At 39.6% G+C, this 23,263-nt stretch carries 19 protein-coding genes and 3 pseudogenes; 20 read left to right on the top strand and 2 right to left on the bottom strand.

Features of this window, described 5'->3' with window-relative positions; genetic code table 11:
* The first annotated feature begins 6 nt into the window (after nucleotides 1-6).
* From IGI71_RS13485 to IGI71_RS13440, 10 genes and pseudogenes are all read left to right on the top strand, one after another.
* Nucleotides 7-507 (top strand): PTS sugar transporter subunit IIA, encoded by a 501-nt coding sequence (locus IGI71_RS13485; RefSeq protein ID WP_256664972.1) that lies wholly within the window; start codon nucleotides 7-9, stop codon nucleotides 505-507.
* An 11-nt stretch (nucleotides 508-518) separates the two neighbouring features.
* A complete protein-coding gene (locus tag IGI71_RS13480) occupies nucleotides 519-1,013 on the top strand; it encodes a PTS sugar transporter subunit IIB (protein ID WP_002287026.1) in 495 nt (164 codons plus the stop codon).
* 20 nt (nucleotides 1,014-1,033) lie between these two features.
* Nucleotides 1,034-1,843: a PTS sugar transporter subunit IIC gene (locus tag IGI71_RS13475; protein WP_002287024.1), complete on the top strand. Its 810-nt coding sequence runs from the start codon at nucleotides 1,034-1,036 to the stop codon at nucleotides 1,841-1,843.
* The gene (locus tag IGI71_RS13470; protein WP_266167211.1) at nucleotides 1,840-2,661 is read left to right on the top strand and encodes a PTS system mannose/fructose/sorbose family transporter subunit IID; all 822 of its coding nucleotides are present in this window, start codon (nucleotides 1,840-1,842) and stop codon (nucleotides 2,659-2,661) included. The genes IGI71_RS13475 and IGI71_RS13470 overlap by 4 nt, the downstream gene beginning before the upstream one ends.
* Before the next feature lie 50 nt (nucleotides 2,662-2,711).
* Nucleotides 2,712-4,811: a glycoside hydrolase gene (locus IGI71_RS13465; RefSeq protein ID WP_002287021.1), complete on the top strand. Its 2,100-nt coding sequence runs from the start codon at nucleotides 2,712-2,714 to the stop codon at nucleotides 4,809-4,811.
* A complete protein-coding gene (locus IGI71_RS13460; RefSeq protein ID WP_002287020.1) occupies nucleotides 4,808-5,926 on the top strand; it encodes a glycoside hydrolase family 172 protein in 1,119 nt (372 codons plus the stop codon). The genes IGI71_RS13465 and IGI71_RS13460 overlap by 4 nt, the downstream gene beginning before the upstream one ends.
* Before the next feature lie 38 nt (nucleotides 5,927-5,964).
* Nucleotides 5,965-6,843 (top strand): ROK family protein, encoded by an 879-nt coding sequence (locus IGI71_RS13455; RefSeq protein ID WP_002304270.1) that lies wholly within the window; start codon nucleotides 5,965-5,967, stop codon nucleotides 6,841-6,843.
* A gap of 145 nt (nucleotides 6,844-6,988) precedes the next feature.
* Nucleotides 6,989-7,186 (top strand): accessory gene regulator B family protein, encoded by a 198-nt coding sequence (locus IGI71_RS13450; RefSeq protein WP_071868827.1) that lies wholly within the window; start codon nucleotides 6,989-6,991, stop codon nucleotides 7,184-7,186.
* A pseudogene (locus IGI71_RS13445) lies at nucleotides 7,170-7,399 on the top strand (hypothetical protein). Before IGI71_RS13450 ends, IGI71_RS13445 begins: the two are co-directional and overlap by 17 nt.
* Before the next feature lie 243 nt (nucleotides 7,400-7,642).
* Nucleotides 7,643-7,834 carry a hypothetical protein gene (locus IGI71_RS13440; RefSeq protein WP_002304272.1) on the top strand — a complete coding sequence of 64 codons (192 nt, stop codon included), beginning with the start codon at nucleotides 7,643-7,645 and terminating at the stop codon, nucleotides 7,832-7,834.
* A gap of 373 nt (nucleotides 7,835-8,207) precedes the next feature.
* Here IGI71_RS13440 and IGI71_RS13435 read toward each other — a convergent pair whose 3' ends face one another.
* A complete protein-coding gene (locus IGI71_RS13435; RefSeq protein ID WP_270286509.1) occupies nucleotides 8,208-9,020 on the bottom strand; it encodes a helix-turn-helix domain-containing protein in 813 nt (270 codons plus the stop codon).
* Nucleotides 9,021-9,181: 161 nt separating this feature from the next.
* On the opposite strand from IGI71_RS13435, the pseudogene IGI71_RS13430 reads away from it, so the two are divergent.
* The 8 genes and pseudogenes from IGI71_RS13430 to IGI71_RS13395 all read left to right on the top strand — a co-directional run bounded on the left by IGI71_RS13430 (nucleotide 9,182) and on the right by IGI71_RS13395 (nucleotide 20,077).
* Nucleotides 9,182-10,414, top strand: a pseudogene (locus tag IGI71_RS13430) (replication initiation factor domain-containing protein).
* 141 nt (nucleotides 10,415-10,555) lie between these two features.
* The gene (locus IGI71_RS13425; protein ID WP_270286511.1) at nucleotides 10,556-10,759 is read left to right on the top strand and encodes a DUF3173 domain-containing protein; all 204 of its coding nucleotides are present in this window, start codon (nucleotides 10,556-10,558) and stop codon (nucleotides 10,757-10,759) included.
* Between the two features lie 59 nt (nucleotides 10,760-10,818).
* Nucleotides 10,819-12,009 (top strand): site-specific integrase, encoded by a 1,191-nt coding sequence (locus IGI71_RS13420; protein ID WP_270286512.1) that lies wholly within the window; start codon nucleotides 10,819-10,821, stop codon nucleotides 12,007-12,009.
* A 439-nt stretch (nucleotides 12,010-12,448) separates the two neighbouring features.
* A pseudogene (locus IGI71_RS13415) lies at nucleotides 12,449-12,792 on the top strand (hypothetical protein); the annotation flags it as partial.
* 109 nt (nucleotides 12,793-12,901) lie between these two features.
* Entirely contained in the window at nucleotides 12,902-14,800 is a 1,899-nt protein-coding gene (locus IGI71_RS13410; RefSeq protein ID WP_430615793.1) for a hypothetical protein, read from the top strand.
* Nucleotides 14,801-15,837: 1,037 nt separating this feature from the next.
* Nucleotides 15,838-17,595: a 1-deoxy-D-xylulose-5-phosphate synthase gene (locus IGI71_RS13405; protein WP_221692700.1), complete on the top strand. Its 1,758-nt coding sequence runs from the start codon at nucleotides 15,838-15,840 to the stop codon at nucleotides 17,593-17,595.
* 290 nt (nucleotides 17,596-17,885) lie between these two features.
* Nucleotides 17,886-19,064: an MFS transporter gene (locus IGI71_RS13400; RefSeq protein WP_221692699.1), complete on the top strand. Its 1,179-nt coding sequence runs from the start codon at nucleotides 17,886-17,888 to the stop codon at nucleotides 19,062-19,064.
* A 125-nt stretch (nucleotides 19,065-19,189) separates the two neighbouring features.
* Nucleotides 19,190-20,077, top strand: a complete 888-nt coding sequence (locus IGI71_RS13395) for a MurR/RpiR family transcriptional regulator (RefSeq protein ID WP_231434909.1) — start codon at nucleotides 19,190-19,192, stop codon at nucleotides 20,075-20,077.
* 35 nt (nucleotides 20,078-20,112) lie between these two features.
* Here the strand turns inward: IGI71_RS13395 and IGI71_RS13390 are convergent, their stop codons facing one another.
* Nucleotides 20,113-20,934, bottom strand: coding sequence for an MBL fold metallo-hydrolase (locus tag IGI71_RS13390; protein WP_201705248.1), 822 nt, complete (start codon nucleotides 20,932-20,934; stop codon nucleotides 20,113-20,115).
* A gap of 98 nt (nucleotides 20,935-21,032) precedes the next feature.
* Between IGI71_RS13390 and IGI71_RS13385 the strand changes: the two genes are divergently transcribed.
* Both IGI71_RS13385 and IGI71_RS13380 read left to right on the top strand, forming a co-directional pair.
* Nucleotides 21,033-21,188, top strand: a complete 156-nt coding sequence (locus IGI71_RS13385) for a hypothetical protein (protein WP_430615790.1) — start codon at nucleotides 21,033-21,035, stop codon at nucleotides 21,186-21,188.
* Nucleotides 21,189-21,401: 213 nt separating this feature from the next.
* Nucleotides 21,402-23,258, top strand: coding sequence for a beta-glucoside-specific PTS transporter subunit IIABC (locus IGI71_RS13380; RefSeq protein ID WP_333718687.1), 1,857 nt, complete (start codon nucleotides 21,402-21,404; stop codon nucleotides 23,256-23,258).
* Nucleotides 23,259-23,263 lie beyond the last annotated feature (5 nt).

The following is a 23,263-nucleotide window of genomic DNA, read 5'->3' as shown; positions in this document are numbered from 1 at the left end:
ATTAACGTGATTAAACCAATGTTTTTAAAAGTTGGCACAGGAATTGCTTATATAAAAGTGAACAGAAAGAAAGGAATTAACCATATGAAGAAAATTCTAATAGCGACTCACGGTCACTTAGCTTCAGGCTTTCTTAGCAGTATTCAATTACTGACGGGGAAGGTTCAAGAGATTACGGTGATTAATGCTTATGTGGATGAGTGTGATTTTGAACAGGAGTTGAATGTATTTGTAAACCAGGTGAACGAGCAGGATCAGATTTTTGTTTTTACCGATTTATTTGGCGGAAGTGTCAATCAGAAGATTACCAAAACATTTTTGGAGAAAGAGATTGCTGTAACTATTTTGTCTGGCTTTAATCTGCCAATTCTGCTCGAAATAGTATTGGCAACCAAGGAATTAACAAAGGAGGATATTCAGGAACTGGTAAATAAATGCCAACAGGAATTAAAGATGACCATTCTTGATGAGGTACATGTAGTAAATGAAGAGGAAGATTTTTTTTAGGAGGAAGAAAAATGATTAAAGCAGTGCGAATTGATGAACGATTAATTCATGGACAAGTAGCGATGACTTGGACAAAGAGTCTAAATTTAACCGGGTTAGTAGTAGCAAGCGATGAGGCGGCTACCAACGATATTCAAAAGATGACATTGAAGATGGCTGCACCATCGAATGTCAAAGTCATTATTAAAACAGTTGATGACGCGATTCATTTGTTAAAAGATCCGCGGGCGAAGGACATGCGCTTGATGGTTTTAGTCCCTAATGTCAAAGATGCGGTAAAAGTTGCGAAAGCTTTCCCAACGGAAATCGAATTAATGAACGTGGGGAATGCTGGGAAAATGACACCGCCATCGGAAGATAAGAAAACCTTATCAAAGGAAGTGATGTTAACGACGTCAGAAATTCAAGACTTAAAAGAATTAGTTGAACTTTATCCAGATACCGTTTTTCAGCCTACACCGGCGATGGAAAAACGTTCAGCTATCTCTATTTTGAGTGATTTTTAGAAAAAGGAAGGAGAAAAATTATGTATGATGCATTTGTAGTCGCTTTGGCCGTTTTTATTGGAGTTGCTGGACATGAAATGTTCGGGATGTCCATGCTGAGTCGTCCGATTGTTGTTGCTCCGTTAGCAGGAGCGTTGATGGGGGATTTGCAGACGGGGTTGATTGTCGGGGCGTCACTAGAAGCCATCTTTATGGGTGTCGTCAATATCGGAATCTCTAGTACGGCGGAGCCTTCTTTGGCTGCTGGGCTGGCTACAGCGTTCGCAATCAAAATGGGAGGAAACGTGGATGCGATTATTCCCATTGTCTTTCCACTAGCAGTATTAGGATTACAGTTAATGAATATGATTTTTTCTTTTGTATGTGGACCGATGGCTGCTAAATTTTTCAAATTTGCAAAATCTGGTGATCAAAAAGGAATCATCAATCTGCACTTCTTTATGTGGTTTGTCCACTATGCGCTTTATGCTCTTATTCCATTCTTTGCCGTTTTATTTGGAGCAGATGTTGTCAAAAGCGTCTTGGATAATATTCCAGAGGTCATCATGAACGGATTAACAGTCGCTGGAAATCTGCTGCCGGCAGTTGGGATGGCGATGCTGTTACGGATGCTTTGGAGTAAAAATATTGCTGTGTGGTTTTTCTTTGGGGCCGTTGTTATGGCGTATCTCGAGTTACCATTGATTGCAATTGCCGCAGTTGGAACGATTATTGCAATTGTTATAGCCCAAAGAGATCTACAACTAAAAAATATATCTGTTCATGCAGTTCAAAGCGATGCTGCTGTAAATGCAACGCTTGACCAAGAAGAGGAGGATTTCTTTCAATGAAATTTGCTGATGGAATTTCTAAAGATGAGAAAAAATTGGTTCGGAAGATGTTTTGGCGCTCGATGACCATGTATGCTTCGGTGAATCCGGTGACGATGGGCGGCGGTGGTTTCGCCTATTCTATGATGCCCTTCATTAATCATTTCTACAAAAGTGAAGAAGAGCGAGCTGCGGCGCTGGAACGTCATACACAGTATTTTTCGACGACCATTCCTTGCGCGTCCTTTGTCATGGGGATTGCGGCATCGATGGAGAAGGAAAATTCTGAAAAAGCTGGTTTTGACGTGGAAAGTATCAACGCGATCAAAACGAGTTTGATGGGACCATTGGCTGGAATTGGCGATTCATTGTTCTGGGGAGTTTGGCGTGTCGTTACCGCGGGACTAGCGATCAACTTAGCCAATGCCGGAAATATTTTGGCACCAATTATCTTTTTAGTTATGTTCAATATACCTAATTACTTGATGCGATACTATGGCGGCGTTTTAGGCTATTCATTAGGCTCTAAATATATTGAAAAGCTGTATGCGAACGGGTTAATTGAAATTCTGACAAAAGCTGCTAGTATCTTGGGTCTGATCATGGTAGGTGCAATGACGATCAGTATGGTCAAATTCAATACCGTTTTGAGCTTTTCAATGAAGGGCGAAGAACTAATGAATGTCCAAGAAATCCTCGATAGTATTTTTAAAGGAATTGTACCGTTATTGGTAACATTGGGCTGTTTCAAATTACTAGATAAAAAAGTCGGCGTCATCAAAATTATTTTTGGAATGGTCGTCTTGGGAATTTTATTGTCATTACTTGGAATCGCATAGTAGGAAGCTGCAGCTACTAGGCTGCAGTTTTTTTAGCAAGGAGGGAAAAGATGACTATTAATGAAGTAATTTATTCACCCAAACATCCATTTTTTAATGCTGAGTTAAACGACGGAAATGTGACTACTTCAAACGAATACAGCTACTATCGGAATATTCCTGATGTAAAGGGATTGACCTTCGATGTAAGTAATCAAAAGACATTAGCAAACCTTGATGTTTGCGGGACGATTCAAACGTTGACCTTTTATCGAGAAAATTTACTAACTGAGGAAAAACCAGGTGTTTGGGTCAATAAACAGCTCTCTCAAACCAATTCGTTATCCTTAAAGGTTGAAGTAAACGGGATTGTCTACCATTTGTCAGAATCGGATCATCGTATTGAAGTCGATGTGATTCAAGACTGTTTGCCTAGATATATTCATCATTATTCGACGTTTAAGGTCATTGTAGTATCCTTTGCTCCCATACTGGCTAATAAGCGTTTAAGTATGCTTGTTCAACAGGTTTACATTGTGAATGAAACACACGAAAGCCTTCAAGTTTCAGTGAAAGATGTGCCTTCGTATCAAGAGAAGTATTCGGATCAGCAAAATGTGTTGATTTCTCAAAAAGGAAATAAGGACACGATCGCACAACAGGAAGTGGCAAGCTTCGCCATTGCTTTTGTGGACCCAAATGCTTTTGAAGAAGTAATGACTTTTCAGGAATCTGATATCGAAAAATGGCTGAAGGAAACATTGAACTATTTTGCTCAGCTATTTGGGCAGCTGTCAATGCCAAACGATAGAGTTGTCCATCTCTATCGTCGTGCACTTTATCAAAGCTTTTCTAGTTTCGGTATGAATCGACAGGGACAGGTCGTCGGCAGCAATTGGGGCAGCTATCCTGCTACTAATCGAATTTGGAATAAGGATATGTATTACGCATCATTGCCATTCACCATGTTTGAACCGGAGTTATGTCAAAAAACGGTTCTGTGGTTTGATCAATATGGCGTTAAGTTTCCTGGTTCAAAATTTACAGGAGGTATCAATCATTCTCTGAGTAATTCGTTATCCAGTGCGTTACTGGCTAGTCTTTATTTTGAACATACTGGGGATACAAAATTCTTTGAGCGGTGTCCGCAGGTTCTACTGAATGCTTCAAGAATTATTGAGGACATATTAGCTCAACGTCGGTCAGGGGAACCAATGCTTTTTCCATCTGTTTGGTTATCAGACGCCTTTGCACTTGGAAAGTATCATACCGGCAGCAATCTTTGTCTTTGGAAGGCCTGTATTGGACTTGCAGAAATTTTTGAAGCCCTAGAACAACTGAGTCTTAGCAAGCGATACAAAAACATTGCCTGTAAACTAAAGGAATCAATTTGTAAACAAATGACTATCGATGGTCCTTTTGGTGAGCAATTTTTGGAGGGAATCGGTGATGAGGAGAAAACAACCTATTCAGTGAAGCACTATCAAAAACCGATTCTTGAGCAAGGGTTAATCTTTTTAAGTGATGTGATTGTGGATGGAAAAATTAATTTATTGATGCATGATGGAGAAGAATCAGACACTACGTTGATGCCTTTTTATCAATTTTTAGATAATAAAGATCATTTATATCAGAACACCATGGCCTTTTCTGCTAGTTCTTTCAATCCAACCTATAGCGAGGAAATCAAAGGCATCACTTGGGGATTAGAATCCGGCGCCACTTTTCCTGGCTTTATCACTGTTTTAATGAGCGAGCTGCACAACCCTCAAGCTTTCGTAACCCGATTAGAAGAACTAATTTGTTTGGCAGATTTAGACGGTTCGTGGTGGTGGTGGCCGTATCGCTTAGAGGCTCAACAAGGAGAAGTCGTGCGAGACTTTGGCTGCGGCAAATGCGGCTGGGCATCGGGTCTTTTTGTCAGCCTAATGATCAGTCAATATTTCGGATTGAAATTCAAAAAAGGAGTATTGCAAATTGATCCTGTTGATAATTTAACGTTTTCTTGGAAGAATTTGAAGTTCGGTCAAGCCTTCATTTCGATTGAATGTACGCAATCCGAGTTGAGTATTTCAAATTTGTCAGAAAAGCCATTGAAAATAAGTGATACGAAAAAAATTCTTCACGTAGAAAAGGGAAAAACGATTCACATTCAAAGGAGAAAAAGATGAGTATACTAAAAAATATTACCCAATTTAAAAAAATCCAGAGTCGAGCAATCACTCCCGAAAATCCAACAGGCGAGAAAGGTAAAGCTGCGATGTTGCCAAGCGAGCTAGGACCAAGCCGCAAAGGTCGTGGCGCAATTCCGCTGACTTCTGGTGAAGAAACTGTGATTGCGGATATTACTGGAACGGGAATAATTCGTCATATGTGGATGACGATTCGTGATCGAACAGAATTTGGCAGTTTTGTTTTACGTGATTTAATCTTAAGAATTTATTGGGATGGGTCGGATAGCCCTGCTGTTGAAAGTCCTTTAGGGGATTTCTTTTGTAATGGGTTTGGAGAGCGTTGCGAGGTGAACTCGTTGCCGATAGTGGTTAATCCTACAGGGGGCTTTAATTCCTATTTCGAAATGCCTTTCCAAACATCCGCTAAAATTACGATCGAGAATTTACATCCGAAGGATATGTCCTCATTTTTTTATACGATAAATTACGCTTTGGTGGACGAATTGGAAGAAAATAGCCTATATTTTCACGCAAATTGGCATCGGGAACGCATTACCAAATTACAGGAGGATTATAAGTTAATTGATCGATTAAAGGGTCAAGGCTATTACGTGGGTACTTACCTTGCGCTTACCTGCCTAGAACGTTATTGGTGGGGCGAAGGCGAGTTTAAATTCTACATTGATGGGGATAGTGAGTATCCGACCGTAACCTCAACAGGTTCAGAAGATTATTTTGGCGGGGCGTGGGCCTTTCATGAGTACGATGAGTTCGGACGTCCACATGCGAAAAACTATTCAACAGCCTTTTTAGGGTATCCTTACCAATCAAATAGAGATGCCACAAGAGATCGTTTTGAAACGGGAAAATTGAATGCCGTTCATGCCTTTGGTGACGACGCAATGCCACGACATGGTCTTTATCGTTGGCATCTTCAAGACCCCATCTGTTTTACCGAAGATTTATCGGTCACTTTACAACAAATCGGCAACGATGATGTTCGCTTATTTGAGCGGCAAGACGATGTTGCTAGTGTCGCTTACTGGTATTCAACAGAAGCTTCAGGAAATACTAAACGTCATTTCACTGATCGAGAACGCTTGCCGCGTTAATGAAGTGTTTTTCACATATTCGAAGGGAGGAACCTATGATGATATATGGGGCAATTGAAGCTGGAGGGACTAAATTTGTCTGTGCAGTCGGTACTGAGGAATTAACGATTTTGGAAAGAGTCAGTTTTCCCACAACAACTCCAGTTGAAACAATGAAGCAGGTCATTGATTTTTTTAAACCTTTTAAGGAACAATTGGCAGGCATCGGGGTCGGCTGCTTTGGTCCAATTGATATTCAATGCAAATCAACGAGTTTCGGTCATATCACATCAACACCAAAACTTGCTTGGCAAAATTTCAATTTTGTAGGAACGCTAAAGCAATATTTCAATATTCCGATTGAATGGACAACAGATGTCAATGCGGCTTGCTATGGTGAATATGTTGCTGGTTCTGGCAAAGGGTTAGCAGGTGTTGCATACTTCACTGTGGGAACAGGTATCGGAGGTGGTGCCTTGTTCAATGGGACTTTCGTGGAAGGGTTCAGTCATCCGGAAATGGGGCATATGTTGATCAAGCGACATCCAAAGGACAATTTTTCAGGAAACTGTCCCTTCCACCAAGATTGTTTAGAGGGGATGGCAGCAGGACCAGCGATTGAAAAACGGTTGGGTGTAAAAGGCCAGAATTTATTGGCTGACGATTCGTTTTGGCAGATTGAAGCCTTTTACCTTGCCCAATGTGCATACAATACAACACTGATGTTTTCGCCAGATAGAATTATTTTTGGCGGTGGTGTAATGAAACAAGAACACATGAAGAAAAAAGTTCAGGATAAATTTGTTGAGCTTATAAATGGATATGTTGAAATACCACCAATTGATAGCTACATTATTACGCCCGAATTAGGTGATAATGCCGGAATAATCGGCGGATTAGCATTGGCCAGAAAAGCGGTAAGAAATAAGCAACCATAATTAATGAATGTTTCATTGATACTCATGTCAAAAGTATTTAACCGAGTAATCAAATGATCAAATGAAGTTGGATAAAGCGAAAATGAATTCAAATAAAAAGGCTCTAAGTCAAATCGTGTTGTTTTCATTAAATCACTGAAAGGAAATGCTTCTGCGTTTCCTTTTTTCTTTTTGTTGTGCGCTGTATACCTTGAGGATATTCACTGGTGGCGTACACTTAAATAGTAATATATTGTGTTACTTTATGTCTGTGGTAATAGTTATAGTTGCTTACCAATGTATGTTCATTTTTCGAAATGTTGACTTCATAATCCTTGGCTTAATGTTTGAATTTTTTTGGTGATAGATTTTTTCAGCCGTATAAAATAAATCGTAATTCTATTATCGAGAGTTGTGATTATAAAAAGATAGCAAGAAAAAAAAGAAAGTTTCTATACATTTTAAATATTTTATTCCTATTTCTATTGCTAAAAAAGTAGAAATTCTATATTTACCTTTAACTCTCGCTTCTCTTGCAAATGTAGTTAGCATTTTAATCGATAATAAACTCAGGTAGTTATATTACCTTGAAATGATTGATAATTTTGTCACTTCTATTTTTTTGCAATAAATTTTTTATTTTAGTGAAAAATAAGAAACTATTTCTTTGAAGGCGATAAGTTAGAAAAATATTATTGTAGTCTTTTCTTTATTAGGAATCATCACTGTTGTATCTTATTACCTTTTCTGTTTTTCTTATTAGAGAAAAATAATTTGAGAGGTAGATAGTTTTTATTGGAGGAAGTAATTATGTATATTTTTGAAACAAAAATTTTTCATTGCAATAATTGCAACAAAGAAATTTCATCGGGGGAAGAGGTTTGGACAAAAATGGAAATTTCCGCCAAAAGTAACTGCTCCTCAACTGAAATCAATTAAAGAACTAGAATTTGAGAATGCACTGGTAATTTGTATGACATGTACTGATGAAGTATTTCGAAAACATTTTTAAAGGTTGAGATGTATATAGATTTAACCAATCATTTATCCCTCTCGGAAAAGGAATATTAACTAACCAGCGGGTTATCAAAAATAGGTAGGAAAACTGTACTTAATGGCTTATTTCGCGCTGATTATGAGAATATCAGTCTGTTTGATTAATTTTTAGGGTTCAAAATACAGAGACAAACTCCAGGTCGGGTTTCGCCACAAGCGAATTACCCGATCTGGAGTTTTGTCTATTGCAGGAAGGCGTAGCCGGACTGCAGGAATAAAGCCCCCGGTTCTAACAGGGGGCTAACAAAGAACAGGAAACTGTGACAACTACCCATTGGGGAGTGTCCTAGCAGTATTTTCTTTGTCACGTGCTTATAAAACTTGTCACCTTATTTTGATGATGGATACGCTACATTTAACAGGTGTTCTTTCTCGATTTCCATTGCAAATGGTAAATAAAGATATTGTTGTTCTAGTAAGTATTGATTGGCCTCTGTGTACTGATAAGAAGCGGTTTCTTTTGAATAGACCAACGGGGTAATTTGAATATCGCCGGTCAATTGATTTATTGAGTATAGGAGGATGGCTTTTTCAACTAGTTTCTTGGGCAATTGCTTTCCAAAATAGGAATAGGATTCTTGATTTGCTAAATAGACGAGTAAGCGATCCACACTAAAGTTGGAGAAGGTAAAGGGCATCATGTGCAGAATATGGTTTTGATTATCATGGTGTAAATAGAGCTGAGCTTCTTTACCAAAATTGGTTGAACCAAGGTAAAGCCGCTTTTTCTCGTCGATACATTGGAAAGTAAACTGATCTTGTTCAGTTGGTGGAATGAGATTTGTAATAAAAAATTCAATCATTCGATCCATTTCTTTTTCACTAACAAGACTTGCTTGTTTTAGTTTGTCTACTATCAGTCCTTCAATCTTAGGATCAAGTTTACCTGCCTTTTTTTGAAGCATTTCTAAAATGTATTGGTTTTCTCGCTCACCATATAAAAGATATTCATTGGTGACATGACCTACCTCTGCGATTTGATGAAGGGTTTCGGTTTTTGGAAGGTTAATCCCACGCTCCCAGTTATTGACTGTACTTCGCGGTAAATCACCAATTAGTTTGCCAAATTTCTCCATACTCAACTTTAGCTCTTGGCGAATCTGTCGAATTCGATTGCCCACGGCTTGCTTGTCTATCTCCATGAAAACTCCTCCTCATGATAAGTTCTTAAATTTAGTATACATGTGTACTTAAAAAAAGTCAAAATGTATTGACTTAAAATAAATACAGGCGTACAATTGGTATGTACTTAAAATAAGTGCGAAAGTTCTTTGACAAACAAATAGTAAAAGGAGGGTTTTCTATGAATCAAGTTAATCAACATGATCTCGGGGAAGCCATTCGACTTTCTCGAGAAGAAAGGGGGTGGACACAACGATTTTTGGCAGAAAAAGTTGGGATTTCGAGATCGTTATTATCGAAAGTAGAAAAAGGAACGAGACAATTAAGTGAAGAAAAACTGAATCTCGTATTGGATAGTTTGCGAGAAGAGATCGTTCCAGTTAATCGCGTTTTGATTGACTATCTAACCATACACTTTTTCTCGAATCAACATTTAAAGCTAATTGAAGAGATCATTGAAATGCCCATTGAACGTTTTGAGGAACTGGATTATGCGCCAAAAGGATATACCGGGCAGTACGTATGGAATCAAGTAATTACGATTCGGTACTCTATTGAAGATACGGTAAAAGGAACTGTGATGGAGTTTTCAGGTCAAGGCTGTAAACATCTTGCCATGCGTTTGAAGACCGCAAAATCAAATTGGCAAGAGTTCTTCCGTAAGGTATTAGACTATCAGGGAAATTTTACACGGATTGATTTTACTTTAGATGATTTTGTGGGGAGTCTCAGCATTCCAGAACTTAAGCGTAAGGTAACACTAGGCCATGTGTGGACCACTTTTCAAGTGAGTGAATCCCATGGTGGTACGGATATTATAAATAATGAATCAAATGGCGAAACATTGTATTTAGGCTCAAAGAAGAGTCAGTGTCGCTTTTGTTTTTATCAGAAGGATTATGAACAACGAAAGCGACGAGGAATTCCTTTAGAAGAAGCATAAGTAAAAAATCGCTTTGAACTACGGTATCGAAAAGAGAAAGCGCAAAGCTTGGCAAAGATTATTTCAAAAACCCATGATTTAACCAAACTGTTCTTTGAGTTACTTAATGGAGCAATTTGTTTTTATGACCGTGATCCAAATGATCCAGGTGCAAAAGTTGATGCCAAATGGGCAGCCTTTATTAGCAATTATGGCGCAATCACCATTTCTTTAGATACAATTCCTCAAAGTTTTGAGAAAACCATGAGTTGGTTAATTCATGGTGTTTCACCATCATTAGTTTTTATTGCACAGGTCGATCAAACATTTCATTCTTCCTTGTTGCCTTTGATTATTGAACAAGGAGAAATGAATCCAAGACAGATCAAACTTCTCCAAAATATGAAGGCAGACCCGGAGTATTATCAGGAGGAGGTTGAGTATTATGAACGAAAATTACAAAGTATATCAAATGAGAAAACAAGCTACTAAAAAAGCAAAGTACTGCTTACACAACAAGTTGTGCAACGTACTCCGCCTCGACAAGACGAGTATAACACACCCATCGAATGATAAACAATTGATTATAAAGAGGATTATTTTAAAAGGAGTAAAGAATCAGGAGGTGAGAGATTGGAAACAAAATGTGATTTCATGGTAAATCGTGCAATTCTGATAGAAATGGGCTTTAAACCTAGTCAAGCTGCACGAATGATTAAAGAGAGCAAGGCGTATCTTGCAAGGGTTGAAGGTATTGATTTTTATAATAATCGCCAAGTTGGTGTGGTGCCATCTCGAGTAATTGAACATCTTTTTCACATTCAAGTTGCGGAATAAACAGTACAAGCTCGGTACTATTAAAGTAGCTTTTCTCAAGTACAGGGAGGAATGGAACGATGCCAAAAATTAAAAATATTTACCAAGATAAAAAGACAAAAAAATGGTTCTTCCGAGCATATCTAGGTATAGATGAAAATGGAAGAAAGGTTCAGAAGACTAAACGAGGTTATGCTTCACAAAAAGATGCCAAAATTGCTTATGACAAGTACATGGAAACACATGATTTTAACAAGACGATTCCTAATCAACTGTGTTCTACCAATCAAATGACTTTCGAAGAGTTTTACAAGGATAGGTTTGTAAAATGGTACGAGAGACAGGTCAAAAGTCAAACATATGAGAATGCGCAATTCATTTTCGAAAAGCGTATGCAGTTTTTCTATCATTTTCGTGTTCGAGATATTACAAGTCACGATATTGAGGATTGGTTATTTGAACTAAGCCAGACAGAGTCACGTAATTCACGGAAAAAAGTCAATGGCGAAACGTTATCAAAATCTTATATCAATCGGATTCGAGGGCACCTAAAAATTGTATTGGATCGGGCTATTAAAGAGGGGGTGATTGCTAAAAATCCCGTTGAAGATGTTTCTTCGCTTCCTTCTGAGAATAAGAAAGTTGAGTTTTGGGAACACAGTGAGTTTCTAAAAGTGATGAATGAATTGAAGGATGATAAGATTCAAACCCACCATCGGAAGATTGTGTATGAAATGCTATTTTATACTGGCATTCGGATTGGAGAACTTGAAGCTTTGTCTTGGTCAAATGTAGATTTCGAGAAAAACACGATAACGATTGAGAATACATTGATTTATAATACAAAAGACGATTGGTACTTTTCGACTCCCAAAACTAAATGCGCTTATCGAACGATTGGGATGGGGAAGAAGCTTTCCTTAAAGCTCAGACAGTGGTATGACTTGCAAAAACGTATTGGAAATTTTGAATATGTTGCTCAGTTGGACGGAACCTTTACGCCACCTTATTCTTTTTCGAACTGGTTAAAAGAAGCTGCTAAAAAAGCGGGTGTCAAACCGATTAAACTTCACGCGCTACGACATTCTCATGTTGCATTTCTGATTGAGCAGAATATTCAACCGCTATCTATTCAAGAGCGATTGGGTCATGCAAACATTCAAATCACTTTAGGAACTTACGGTCACTTATATGCGAAGTCAGATCAACAAGTGGTAAGTGCAATTGATGAAGTTCAAGATGATGTTATTATAGTTGGAATTGATAGATGATCATTAGTAGTTTAAGTTTTACGCAATTCTACTAGCTAATGTACGAAAGCTTTCATTTTGAAAATGTACAGGAAGTAATAGTAAAACTCGATAAGAATGGGATTAAACCAGCAATCTTCGAGTGAGCCAACCTGTAAAAATGATATTAATTTTTCTTCCACAGAATAGCCGTTAAAGTTGATAGGCACACTACCACCATCTTTTGGTGGTTTTTTATTGAAAGGAGTAGCGAATGAAAATAAATACTAAGAAGAAAATAGAAATCTGTGCTAAAGCTATTCTACTAGCATAGGTTCTTTTTCAGTTATCAGCCCATTAATTGCGATGACTGATATTAATAGCTCGGAACAAGTTTCAGTCAAATATAGTGATCAAGCATACTACGATCTTGAAGGTAAGCATGCTAACGGATCAAGCTTTAGCCACTTCAGCGCGCCTACAAAGACCTGATGCAAAATACTAGGGCGATGGGATTCGGGATCAGTTTAATTTTTGGGTGGCACTGGGTCGGATGAGTGAGGTGGGTTATCAGATGATCCTTGATGAGATAAACAAAGTTTTTTTCTCAAGCAAGTAAAAGGTCGCGGTTATATCGATACCGGTATCAGTGTGATCAGTGAGTTTTGTACGCCACTAGTACCCAAAGGACATGAGTTATTTCAAGTTATTTTGAGCCTTGTTAAAGAGCATCCTTTAAATGTTCAAGATGAAAATGGGGCTTGGAAGTCTAGAATGAATGGGGTTTATCATAGTAATTATAGTAAACTATGTTTTCTCAGATGATTATGATTTATGATGAAAGAACCATTGTGTAGCAACAATGGTTCTTTCAACTGATAATTTGCGTTATAATTATTGGAAATTGAAATAAATTGTTGGAGGAACTCTTTTCATGAAATTACGTTTTCAATGTACCACCCACGAGCAAGTAAATGTCAATCTCCAAAGACTGGTCGAAATATTGAAAGATGATTATTTCTATTTGAATGAATCATACAATTCAGTGGACGAAGCGAGAAATTACCCGATTATGGTTAAATCAGGATTTCCCAACCTTCATGTTGGGACTGTTGAATTTTCTCAGAGAGTTGTACCCAATGGAAATGGATTTGTTCAATTTCTCGATGGGTGTTTGGAAGTCGATGATAAGCTGTTAGATTTTTCAATAATTGACAATGATGATAACAACAATTTTGAAAAGTTTAAATTTAAACTGATGAAATTTTTTCTTAGGGAAAACGGAGTCAAGTATTTCTCCAGGATTGTGGTTTATGAAGATTTTCAGGCAAAAAAAATCTCTGAAGCGTTATTTAGCCTTGTTTATGAATTAGAAAATAAATTTAGAGAGATTCTTGATAGTGTGCTAAGCAGAGAGCTTGGTCCCGATTGGCTACGAAAATATGATGTGGCCTATTCATTAAATAAAAAACAAGGTGCGTTTAAGCAAGATATAACTGATTACTCCTTTGTAGATGCACGACTTTTGGGTCTATTAACTGATCAATTGCTTGAACTTATTGAACCTGCAAAATATACCATTGGATCAAAAGCAAATGATTCACAGTTTGTCAAAGATCAGCTCAGCAAAATGGTTAGTGCGCTTCTTGATAAAACGAGTACGGCTGACAAGGTAGTTCAACTTCTTGTAGAAGGTGGCCTGATTGAAAAAGATTCTGGCTTTTCTTTGCATGAGGAATATTTTAAAATACTGGATATTGATGGGGGTGACAGACGCTTTAAAAACAGATGGGGACAGGCCACGTCGTATCGAAACCATATAGCCCACACGAAACTGTTAGATATTAAATTTTATCTTAAATCTAGTAATCTTTTTGACTCCCTCATAATGAGTATGGATGAGTTTCTGCGAAATAGAGATGTAGTGACCAAAGAGAGAGCAGTTTATTTCATCGATGACTCTGCTCATCTCCCGGAAGAATCTACTACAATAGTTGATAATACCAATGATAATGAAGTTGATTGGGACCTGACTCCTGAAGAAATTGAGGTTCTTGACGATGAATTTACTAAACAGAAAGAAGAAGAATACAAGTTAATGGCACAGATGGAAGCAGGGGTGAACGTTAGAGAACGTCCAGCTATCCTCGCCATTTTTATGGATGCGATAAACTCAAATATTGATGAGTTATATAATGTTCTTGATTTAAACGATGCAGAGATTGTTCTAAATAACTCTTTTTCTGATGATCCCTCAGGAATTATCTTGATTCAGGCACAGCACAAATATCTGAAAGATAAGCATTATACAATACGAGTAGCTGAAGTCTCCATTAATGATGAACAAAGTTCTGAAAGCTTCGTCAAATTACTTGCTGAAAGTCAAGATTCTGAAAAAGAAATATTGGTGACTTATATAAATGGTGGATACCAATTAGATCCTGAAAGTAACATATTTATGCCGGTTACAGAGGACGAATTATACACGAATCTATTGGAACATTATGTTGATGAAATGACTAGTAATCCCAACGAAATGATTCCCAATTATTTAGAAATGATAAAAGAGGATTCTAAAAATTATATTCGTGGTACAGAAGGCGAACCCGACCTTCTGATTGAAGGAGAATGCCCATACTGTGGGGATTATGGTACGGTTACTACTGAGGAATCATATTTTGAGATGATGGATAAAAGTCAAGAACCAGGAGACGGCATTTGCTTGAAATGTGGGGCAATTTGTACGGTTGGTGAAAATGCGCAAGGGTATATCAAAATAGTACCTTATGGAGACGATCCTTATTATGCGGATCTCATTGACAAAGATGATTAACGTAGATTAATACATTACTAAGTGTAGAACATTTTTTATAAACACTCCCTTATCTATTTAAGTTTCTTTACTTTAAAAATTAGTTCACAAATTTTTGAAAATATTTTTTCTGAATAATCATGGCGGGACTGTGCGAAGCAAACAGTCCCACCATGATTATTTGAAGGTGGCAGTGTTTTTCTGCCACAAAATGTAAACTCCCGCTCGTATCTAACAGGGAGTTGTCACACGTATATAAAATTTGTCACCTTAGGTTGATTGAGAATACGCTACGTTTAACAAGCGTTCTATAGTGAATGGTAGATAGAGATGTAGATATTGATTGACCTCTGTGTATTGAATAAGAGGCTGTTTCTTTTGAACAAATCAACAGGGCAATTCGAATACCTCCGCTCAATTGATTACTCGAGTATATGTGAAATCATATCAGCAAGTGGTAAATGCGATTGATAATGTTCAAGAGGGCGCTATTCTTTCAAAAAATGACGATTTATTACTAGTCTGAGTTTTCCACTGCGCTACCAGAAGATAGACAAAAGCTTTTGTACCAGTGTTTTTGGTTGAGTTGCTCCTGTTGAAGATGTATCGGAAATAAGCAAACTGCCATTAAGCAGGGAATGGATCCTGTTTAATGGCAGTTTTTTTATAATTTACTATGACATATCAAATGAACCTCTAGGAATATGTATTAGAAAAGAAAATTTATAGAGAATAAACCTGCAATTGTTTCAATAATTAGAAAAAATCAACCTCGTTTTATTCAAAATGTTTCAAAAACCACTTGACCTAAAGTCAACTCTAGGTGGTATCTTTTTAGATAGAAGAAATGAGCAGCGATTGTTGAAACTCAGAAAAATTACGATTTCCCTTTAGGATAACTTGCTATTTCACGGTTTGACAGGAATTTAAAAAAGAGCGTCCAGCTCCGATTGCCGCTTTTTTCATTCCAGAAAACGATCCACTCATTTCGACTTCGTGTCTTTTTCCTTGTGAGTAAACACACGAACCATTCAAACATTTTTACAGGAGGTACGTACATGTTATTAGAAAAAATCAAAAGCCCCAAAGCGTTAAAAGAATTGACCAGTGGGCAACTTCAAGAACTGGTAGTAGAAGCACGAACTGCTTTATTGGAAAAAATCAGTCACCATGGGGGGCACAATGGCCCCAATCTGGGGATGGTCGAGATGACGATCGCGTTGCATAAAGTCTTTGATTCCCCCACCGATAAGCTGATTTTTGATGTGTCTCATCAGACCTATATCCACAAAATGCTGACGGGACGCGCCCATGCCTTTCTTGATGCTATGCAGTATGATGCGGTTTCTGGTTACACGAATCCGAAAGAAAGCGAGCACGATCTCTTTACGGTCGGTCATACCTCCACCTCAGTTTCGTTGGCAAATGGTGTGGCGAAAGCCCGTGACCTAAAAAATGAAACGTATAACGTCGTTGCCGTCATTGGCGATGGTTCTCTATCAGGTGGCTTAGCGTTTGAAGGCTTGAACAATATTGTGGAATTAGGCACCAATACTATCGTGATCCTCAACGACAATGACCAATCGATCGCGGAAAACCATGGAGGGATGTATCAGAATTTGCGGGCATTACGGGAAACCAAGGGGCAAGCAGCAGACAATCTGTTCAAAGCGATTGGTTTTGAGTACCACTATTTAGATGAAGGACATGACCTCGCTGCATTGATTGGTTTATTTGAAAAAGTGAAAGACATTGATCATCCTGTTTTATTACACATTCATACGATCAAAGGCAAAGGCTTCAAGTTTGCGGAAGAAAATCGTGAAAAGTTTCATGCAGGCGGTCCCTTTCGTTTAGAAACAGGCGAATATATTTCTGTTGGGGGCAATCAAGTAACCTACAACAGCTTAACGACGGATTATTTATTAGAAAAAATGGCGACAGATCCTACAGTCGTGGCAGTAAATGCTGGTACACCGATGCTGCTTTTTTCTCCAGAACAACGAGAAAAAGCAGGTAAACAATTTGTAGATGTGGGTATTGCAGAAGAACATGCGGTATCGATGGTTGCTGGGTTAGCAAAAAATGGAGCGAAACCTGTCTGGGCCGTTTTTTCTACCTTTATGCAACGTAGTTTTGATCAAATTTCCCATGATTTGGCCTTAAATCATCTGCCTGGAACGATTCTGGTATACGGTGCATCGATTCATGGAATGAATGACGAGAGCCATTTGGGAATTTTTGATATCCCCTTTTTGGCACATATTCCCAACCTTGTTTATCTTGCGCCAACCTCTAAAGAAGAATATCTAGCAATGTTGGATTGGTCGCTGGAACAAACCAACGCTCCAGTTGCGATCCGGGTACCGGTTGGACCTGTCAACGAAACGGTACGAGCAGCCTCTACTGACTACAGCGATCAAAAAAATGAGGTGACTCAAGCTGGCACGCAGGTAGCCATCGTCGGGGTCGGAAACTTTTATGCGCTAGCGGAAGAGATCGCAGAACAATTGAAAATGCAACATGGAATTACCCCAACGGTGATCAATCCTAAGTTTATTTCAGGGGTCGACAAAGAGTTGCTGGATGCTGTGGCACGAGCGCATAAACTCGTTGTCACGTTGGAAGACGGCATACGAGAGGGCGGCTATGGACAAATGATTGCCAGCTATCTTGGTGATCGTGAGATTGCCGTCAAAAACTATGGCTTAGAAAAGAAATTTTATGATAACTACCGAGCAGCGGACGTTTTATCCGAACTTGGTATCACTGCTGAGGCAATTACGAAAGATGTCATAGAACAGCTGCAGAAATAAGTTCTCTTAGGGTGTCTTGTGTGGCTGATAGGATTGTTAAAAAATGAATGATCGAAGGAAACCTTGCAGTAAAACAAACTGCAAGGTTTTTTCGCAAACAATCGGTGACGATCTCCAGCAAATGCAGAAAACCAATGCTTTTCAAGCATAAAGCCTCAGCGTAGGAAGCATTGGTCAAAAGCTGGCGATCCAGCAAATAATAAAGAGGTAGGAAAAGATTGCTTTGGTGTCTTATCCGGTTGAGCTCAGAGAAACAAAAAAAGTATTTTGTAAAAAGAAAAGGGGTAACTATGAAATTTTTTTCAATGAAGTTGCTGGCACTGTTGTCGGTGGCAATGGTCGTCTATTCGGCACCGGCGATTTCTGCCAATGTTCCCGCGATTGCGGCAAGCTTTCCAGAAGTAGATGCGGTCTACGTCGGGTTACTGACCACGATTCCGTCATTGTTTCTTTTGCTAGGGATTTTTACTACTAGCATGATCGAAAAAAGGATCGGCAAAAAATACACGATGGTCACCGGCTTGGTCATTGTGGCGATTTTTGGCACGCTGCCGGCATGGTATCAGGGGAGCTTTCCCGTCTTGTTTCTTTCGCGCGCGATTCTTGGCTTTGGGATCGGCTTATTCAATCGTTTGGCGATTCAAATGATTAGTTTGTTGTTTCAAAATGAGCCGCAAAAGAAAGCCAAGGCTCTTGGGTTAGAAAGTGCCGTCGGTGGTTTAGGCGGTATCTTTATGACTTTGCTGGTAGGACAGCTAGTGAAGATCAGTTGGGAGATCTCTTTCTTCGTTTATGGCTTTGCCTTGATCAGTCTCTTTTTTGTTCAGGTATTTATTCCCAACGAAACAAAAGGGATCACTGATGAGGCTCTGATAGCGAACGTCACGGTTTCAACAGAACGGAAACAAAAGTCATTTGTTTTGGGTGTGCTCTTGTTTCTGATCGTTGTCTTGTTTATCAACTACAATCTGCAGATCACCCCGTTGTTGTTGGAAAAAGGAATCGGTGATGCGACCGATGGCAGTAACATGATCGCCGCCATTGCGACGGGGGCATTTATCGCAGGCAATGCCTTTGGCTTGATATATAGCCGCCTACATCGCTGGTTGCTGCCCGTTGCGGCATTGCTTGCAGGAAGCAGCATCTATTTAACCTATCCCTTGCAGACGGTGGGGCTGCTCTTGGGTTGTTCTTTACTACTAGGCTTTGCCTTTCGCAGCATCATGCCTTTTTTCACCCACTTGCTGACGACTGGTGGTGAAGCGGAAGCTAAGTTTGGCACGATCGTCTCGATCGTTGCTTACAATTTAGGAGTCACGTTAGCACCTTATGCATCACGCTTGCTGATACTAGTCAGCGGCAATGAAACAGCAGGGATACAGATGATCTTATCAGGGGGCATGCTATGTCTGATTGGTATGATCGCCCTTTTGGGAAATAAATTCTTTTTGTATTTTGAACGAGGGTAGGCATACGCTGGCGTGCTCCACGCTTTTCTGTCTTCAATTCATCACTTTCAGTGCTTTTAGATAGAAAGAAACGTGAATGAATGGGACGTGTAAAACTAACAGCAGCAATCAGAAGGGAGAACCAGATGTATCTTTTTCAAAAAATTGAAGAAGCAGCGTTTAAACAAAATGATGCAAGAAGGACGATCGGTGATTTTTTACTAGGCAATCGGGAAAAAGTCAGTGAGTATACTATGGAAGAAATCGCAAAACTGACCCATACCTCAAAGCCGACGTTAGTCCGTTTTGCAAAATATTTTGGCTTTTCCGGTTGGAAAGAATTTGTGTATGCCTTCGTGCATGAACTGGCACACTTTGATGATGGCTCAGCAACGATCGATGTGAATATCCCTTTTGGTGAGGCGGCAGACACATTAGAAATCATTGAAAACTTGGCGAACTTACGCATGCAGACGATTAAAGAAACAGCGGCACTTATGACGGTAAAAGACCTGAATCAAGCCGCTCGACTCATCAATGGCGCTCAAACCATCGTCATCTATGGGCGTAGTCCAAATTCGTATTTCGGGCAGCTGTTTAAACGCAACTTAAACACGATTCATAAAAAAGCCTTTGTTGCGGATACGGACGAAGCGGGCTTGATCTCCCAAACGCTTACCCCGCAGGATTGTGCCATTCTTATCTCTTATTCTGGCAATAATTCAGAGACCTATCCTATGAAAAATGTGAAAACATTGCTGAAAAATGGTGTGCCAATTATCAGTCTTACGAGTGGTGGGGACAACTATTTGCGGGACTATTCGACGATCGTCTTGACGATTGCTAGCCGAGAAAAACTATATTCTAAAATCGGAAATTTTTCCACAGAAGAATCGATTCAATTCCTTTTGACGGTTTTGTTTGCTCAGATTTTTTCCCTCGATTATCAGGAGAATATCCAAATGAAAATCAGCAACGCTCGTTATTTAGAAACGAGCCGCAAAACGACGTTTAAAGAGATGGCAGAAGAATAAAAGGACCACACCAAAAACGGTGTGGTCCTTTTTCCCTATTCTAAATTGTTGGAAGTGGTTGATTTCAATTCGATCGGCTCACCGGCAGCAACTAGACGAATCCGTTTCGGATTGACGATCCGATCGTACAAAGCTTCAGGGTCCCCATTAAAAGCATCGATATGCGGAGCATCCACTGATCCCCAATGGGAGAGGATCAATTCAGCATGAGGATAGGTATTTGCCAGTTTCACGGCGTTCTCAAAGCCGATATGCCAAGCGTTGTCGTTAAAGTCAAACAAGATCGCATCTGGTTGAGGCATCTCTAATTGTTCTGGTAAAAGACGAGAATCGCCAGGAATCCACAAGGAACCATCCGGAGTATCGATCCAAAAGCCGCAATAGTCCTCAATTTGGAAGACACGGTCAAATTTTGTCGTCTCATTTTGCCAAAGGTGATACGCCTTTGTTAAAGAAATCTCCAAATTTTTAACGGTGAATGAATCATAGATTTCGTGACCTTGGGCAGCAACTTGAAAGTGCTCTTGCATAAGTTCGGCAACATATTTGGGTCCATGGAAGCTATCGGTAACCGGGACTAATTTTTCAATCGTCGGAATGCCGTAGTGATCATTATCTGAATGGGTGATCAATACCGCATCTAAGTGAGGGACTGCCGCCGGTTTGATTGGCAGATCGATCAGTAACGGCAGGTCAAATCCTTCTAAGACCGGATCGACCATGATACATGTACCACGGCTGTTTAGAAGAATACCGGAGTTTCCTAACCAGCGAATGATCGTTTGATCTGTTTTTTGAAAAGCTTCTTCATGAAAGAAAATCGTTTTTGGGGGTATTGCTTGTTTCACGTTTGTCATGTTTCTTCGTTCCCTTCGCCTGTTTTTTATAAATCCAACCTAGAATAGCCGTTCATAACAGGCTAGACCAAATCGTTGATTCAGTAAGGATTGCTTCAATGGTTGGGGGAAGAAGCAGTGGTTTGATCCGTTGTTGCGGGATCATCGGGGCGTTCTTTTTCGGTTGGTGGGTCCATTGCGTTGAAAAAGCCTATTATGATCGCGATAAATCAAAAGTAACACAATCATCTAGTAAATTATATCATTGTTTCTAGTGGCTTCGTCAAGGCGATGTTTGGTCTTTTAATGGAATGGATTTCGAAAAAAGAGCGGTTTTTAATGAAAAGATGAAATCCATTTCGTCTTTGGGAAAATATATTGGAAACGCTATCTATAAATGGTACATTGCTGGCAGAAAGAACAGTATGTTATACCGGTAAGCACATACAACATAGATTTTCTTTGAAATTTATTTAGGGGTGGAATGTATGAGTGAAAATTATCAATCATTAGCAAAAAAAATCGTCCAGTATCTGGGGGGACAAGAAAATATCACGGATGCCTATCACTGTCAAACCCGATTGCGCTTTAAAGTCAATGAAGAAAAGCGTATAGATCAAGGAGAACTAGAGGCGCTCGATGGGGTTGCCAAATACATCAATAACGCAGGGGTACATCAAGTCGTGATCGGAACACATGTCAAAGATGTCTATGAAGAAGTCACAAAATTGGTTTCGCTTCAATCATCAGGGGCGTCGGAACCTGGGGAGAAAAAAGGACCAGTAGCTGCAGTGATCGATTTTGTGGCAGGAACGTTTCAACCAATTATTCCCGCACTGTCCGGTGCCGGAATGGTTAAGGCAGTTTTGGCTTTATTGATAGTTTTTGATGTGATCACGGCTGATTCGCAAACCTATTACATGCTGAATCTTTTTGCAGATGGTGTTTTCTTCTTCTTACCAATGATCCTGGCCTTCACTGTGGCACAAAAATTGCGATGCAATCCGATTTTAGCGGCTTCAGTGGCTGCTATGATGATGCATCCTAATTGGGGTGCCTTGGTCACAGCAGGCGAACCCGTTCACTTTTTTGGGGTTATTCCTTTTACATTAGCAAATTATACGGGATCAGTCATTCCGATCCTGATCGTGATTTTTTTCCAATCGTATGTCGAAAAGTTTTTGAACAAAGTGATTCCAAAATCAGTGGAGCTGGTTTTTGTTCCGATGCTAACATTCTTGATAATGGGTACATTAGCCTTCTCGCTATTTGGACCGATCGGTAGTATCTTGGGTGGTTATTTGGCAACATTCTTTACCTTCTTAAGTGTCCATGCTAGCTGGGTTCCAGCGGTTTTGATTGGGGGCTTTTTGCCAATCATGGTGATGTTTGGATTGCACAATGGGATTGCTCCTTTAGGGGTGATGCAAATGGCAGAACTTGGGTATGACAGTATTTTTGGTCCAGGGGCATTGGTCTCAAACATTGCTCAAGCAACCGCAGTAGCAGTTGTCGCATTGCGTACGAAAGAGAAAAAAACTAAGCAGTTGGCGGTATCAGGGGCAATCACTGCCTACATGGGGATTACCGAACCCGCTTTATATGGCATCAATTTGCCCAAAAAATATCCGTTGGTTGCGGCAATGATTGGTGGGGCTTCTGGTGGTTTGTATGCTGGCTTGACCAATACGCATCGCTTTGCGACCGGTTCGTCTGGTCTCCCAGCAGTCTTACTATATATCGGTGATGATACGATGCGCTATTTTTGGAACATCATTATCGCATTGGTGATTGCAGCTGTGGTGAGTGGGGCCGTTACCTATGTCTTAAGTTTCAAATATGAAACAAAAGTGACAATTGATGTTCCGGAGATGAAAGCAGTAGTACTAGAAGATACCGGCTTGATCAATCCTGTACCGGGAATCGTGATTCCGTTGAATCAAGTCAAAGATGACGCATTTGCTTCTGAAGCACTCGGAAAAGGATTTGCGGTCGATGAACCCATCGGTGAAGTCATTGCGCCTTTTGATGGAAAAGTCGCTGCTGTTTTTCCTACCAAACACGCGATTGGCTTGGTTTCAGACACCGGAATCGAATTGTTGATCCATGTCGGTTTAGACACAGTGGAACTAAATGGTCAGTATTTTGATGCTTTAGTAGAAGCAGAGCAAAAAGTTACAAAAGGGCAGCGATTGCTGACGTTTGATGTACCGCAGATAAAAGCTGCAGGATATGTCACACAAGTACCGATCATCGTTACCAATACACCACAATATACCGCAGTCGAACGTGTGAAAGAAGGTTTGGTAGCTAAAGAAGAGGAAGTACTTGTAGTCAAAGTTTAGGAGGA

The organism is Enterococcus sp. DIV1279b, from assembly GCF_050531515.1.
Classification (GTDB): Bacteria; Bacillota; Bacilli; order Lactobacillales; family Enterococcaceae; genus Enterococcus_D; species Enterococcus_D casseliflavus.
Note: the sequence above shows the minus strand (reverse complement) of the source record. Positions and strands in the feature narration are given on the sequence as shown.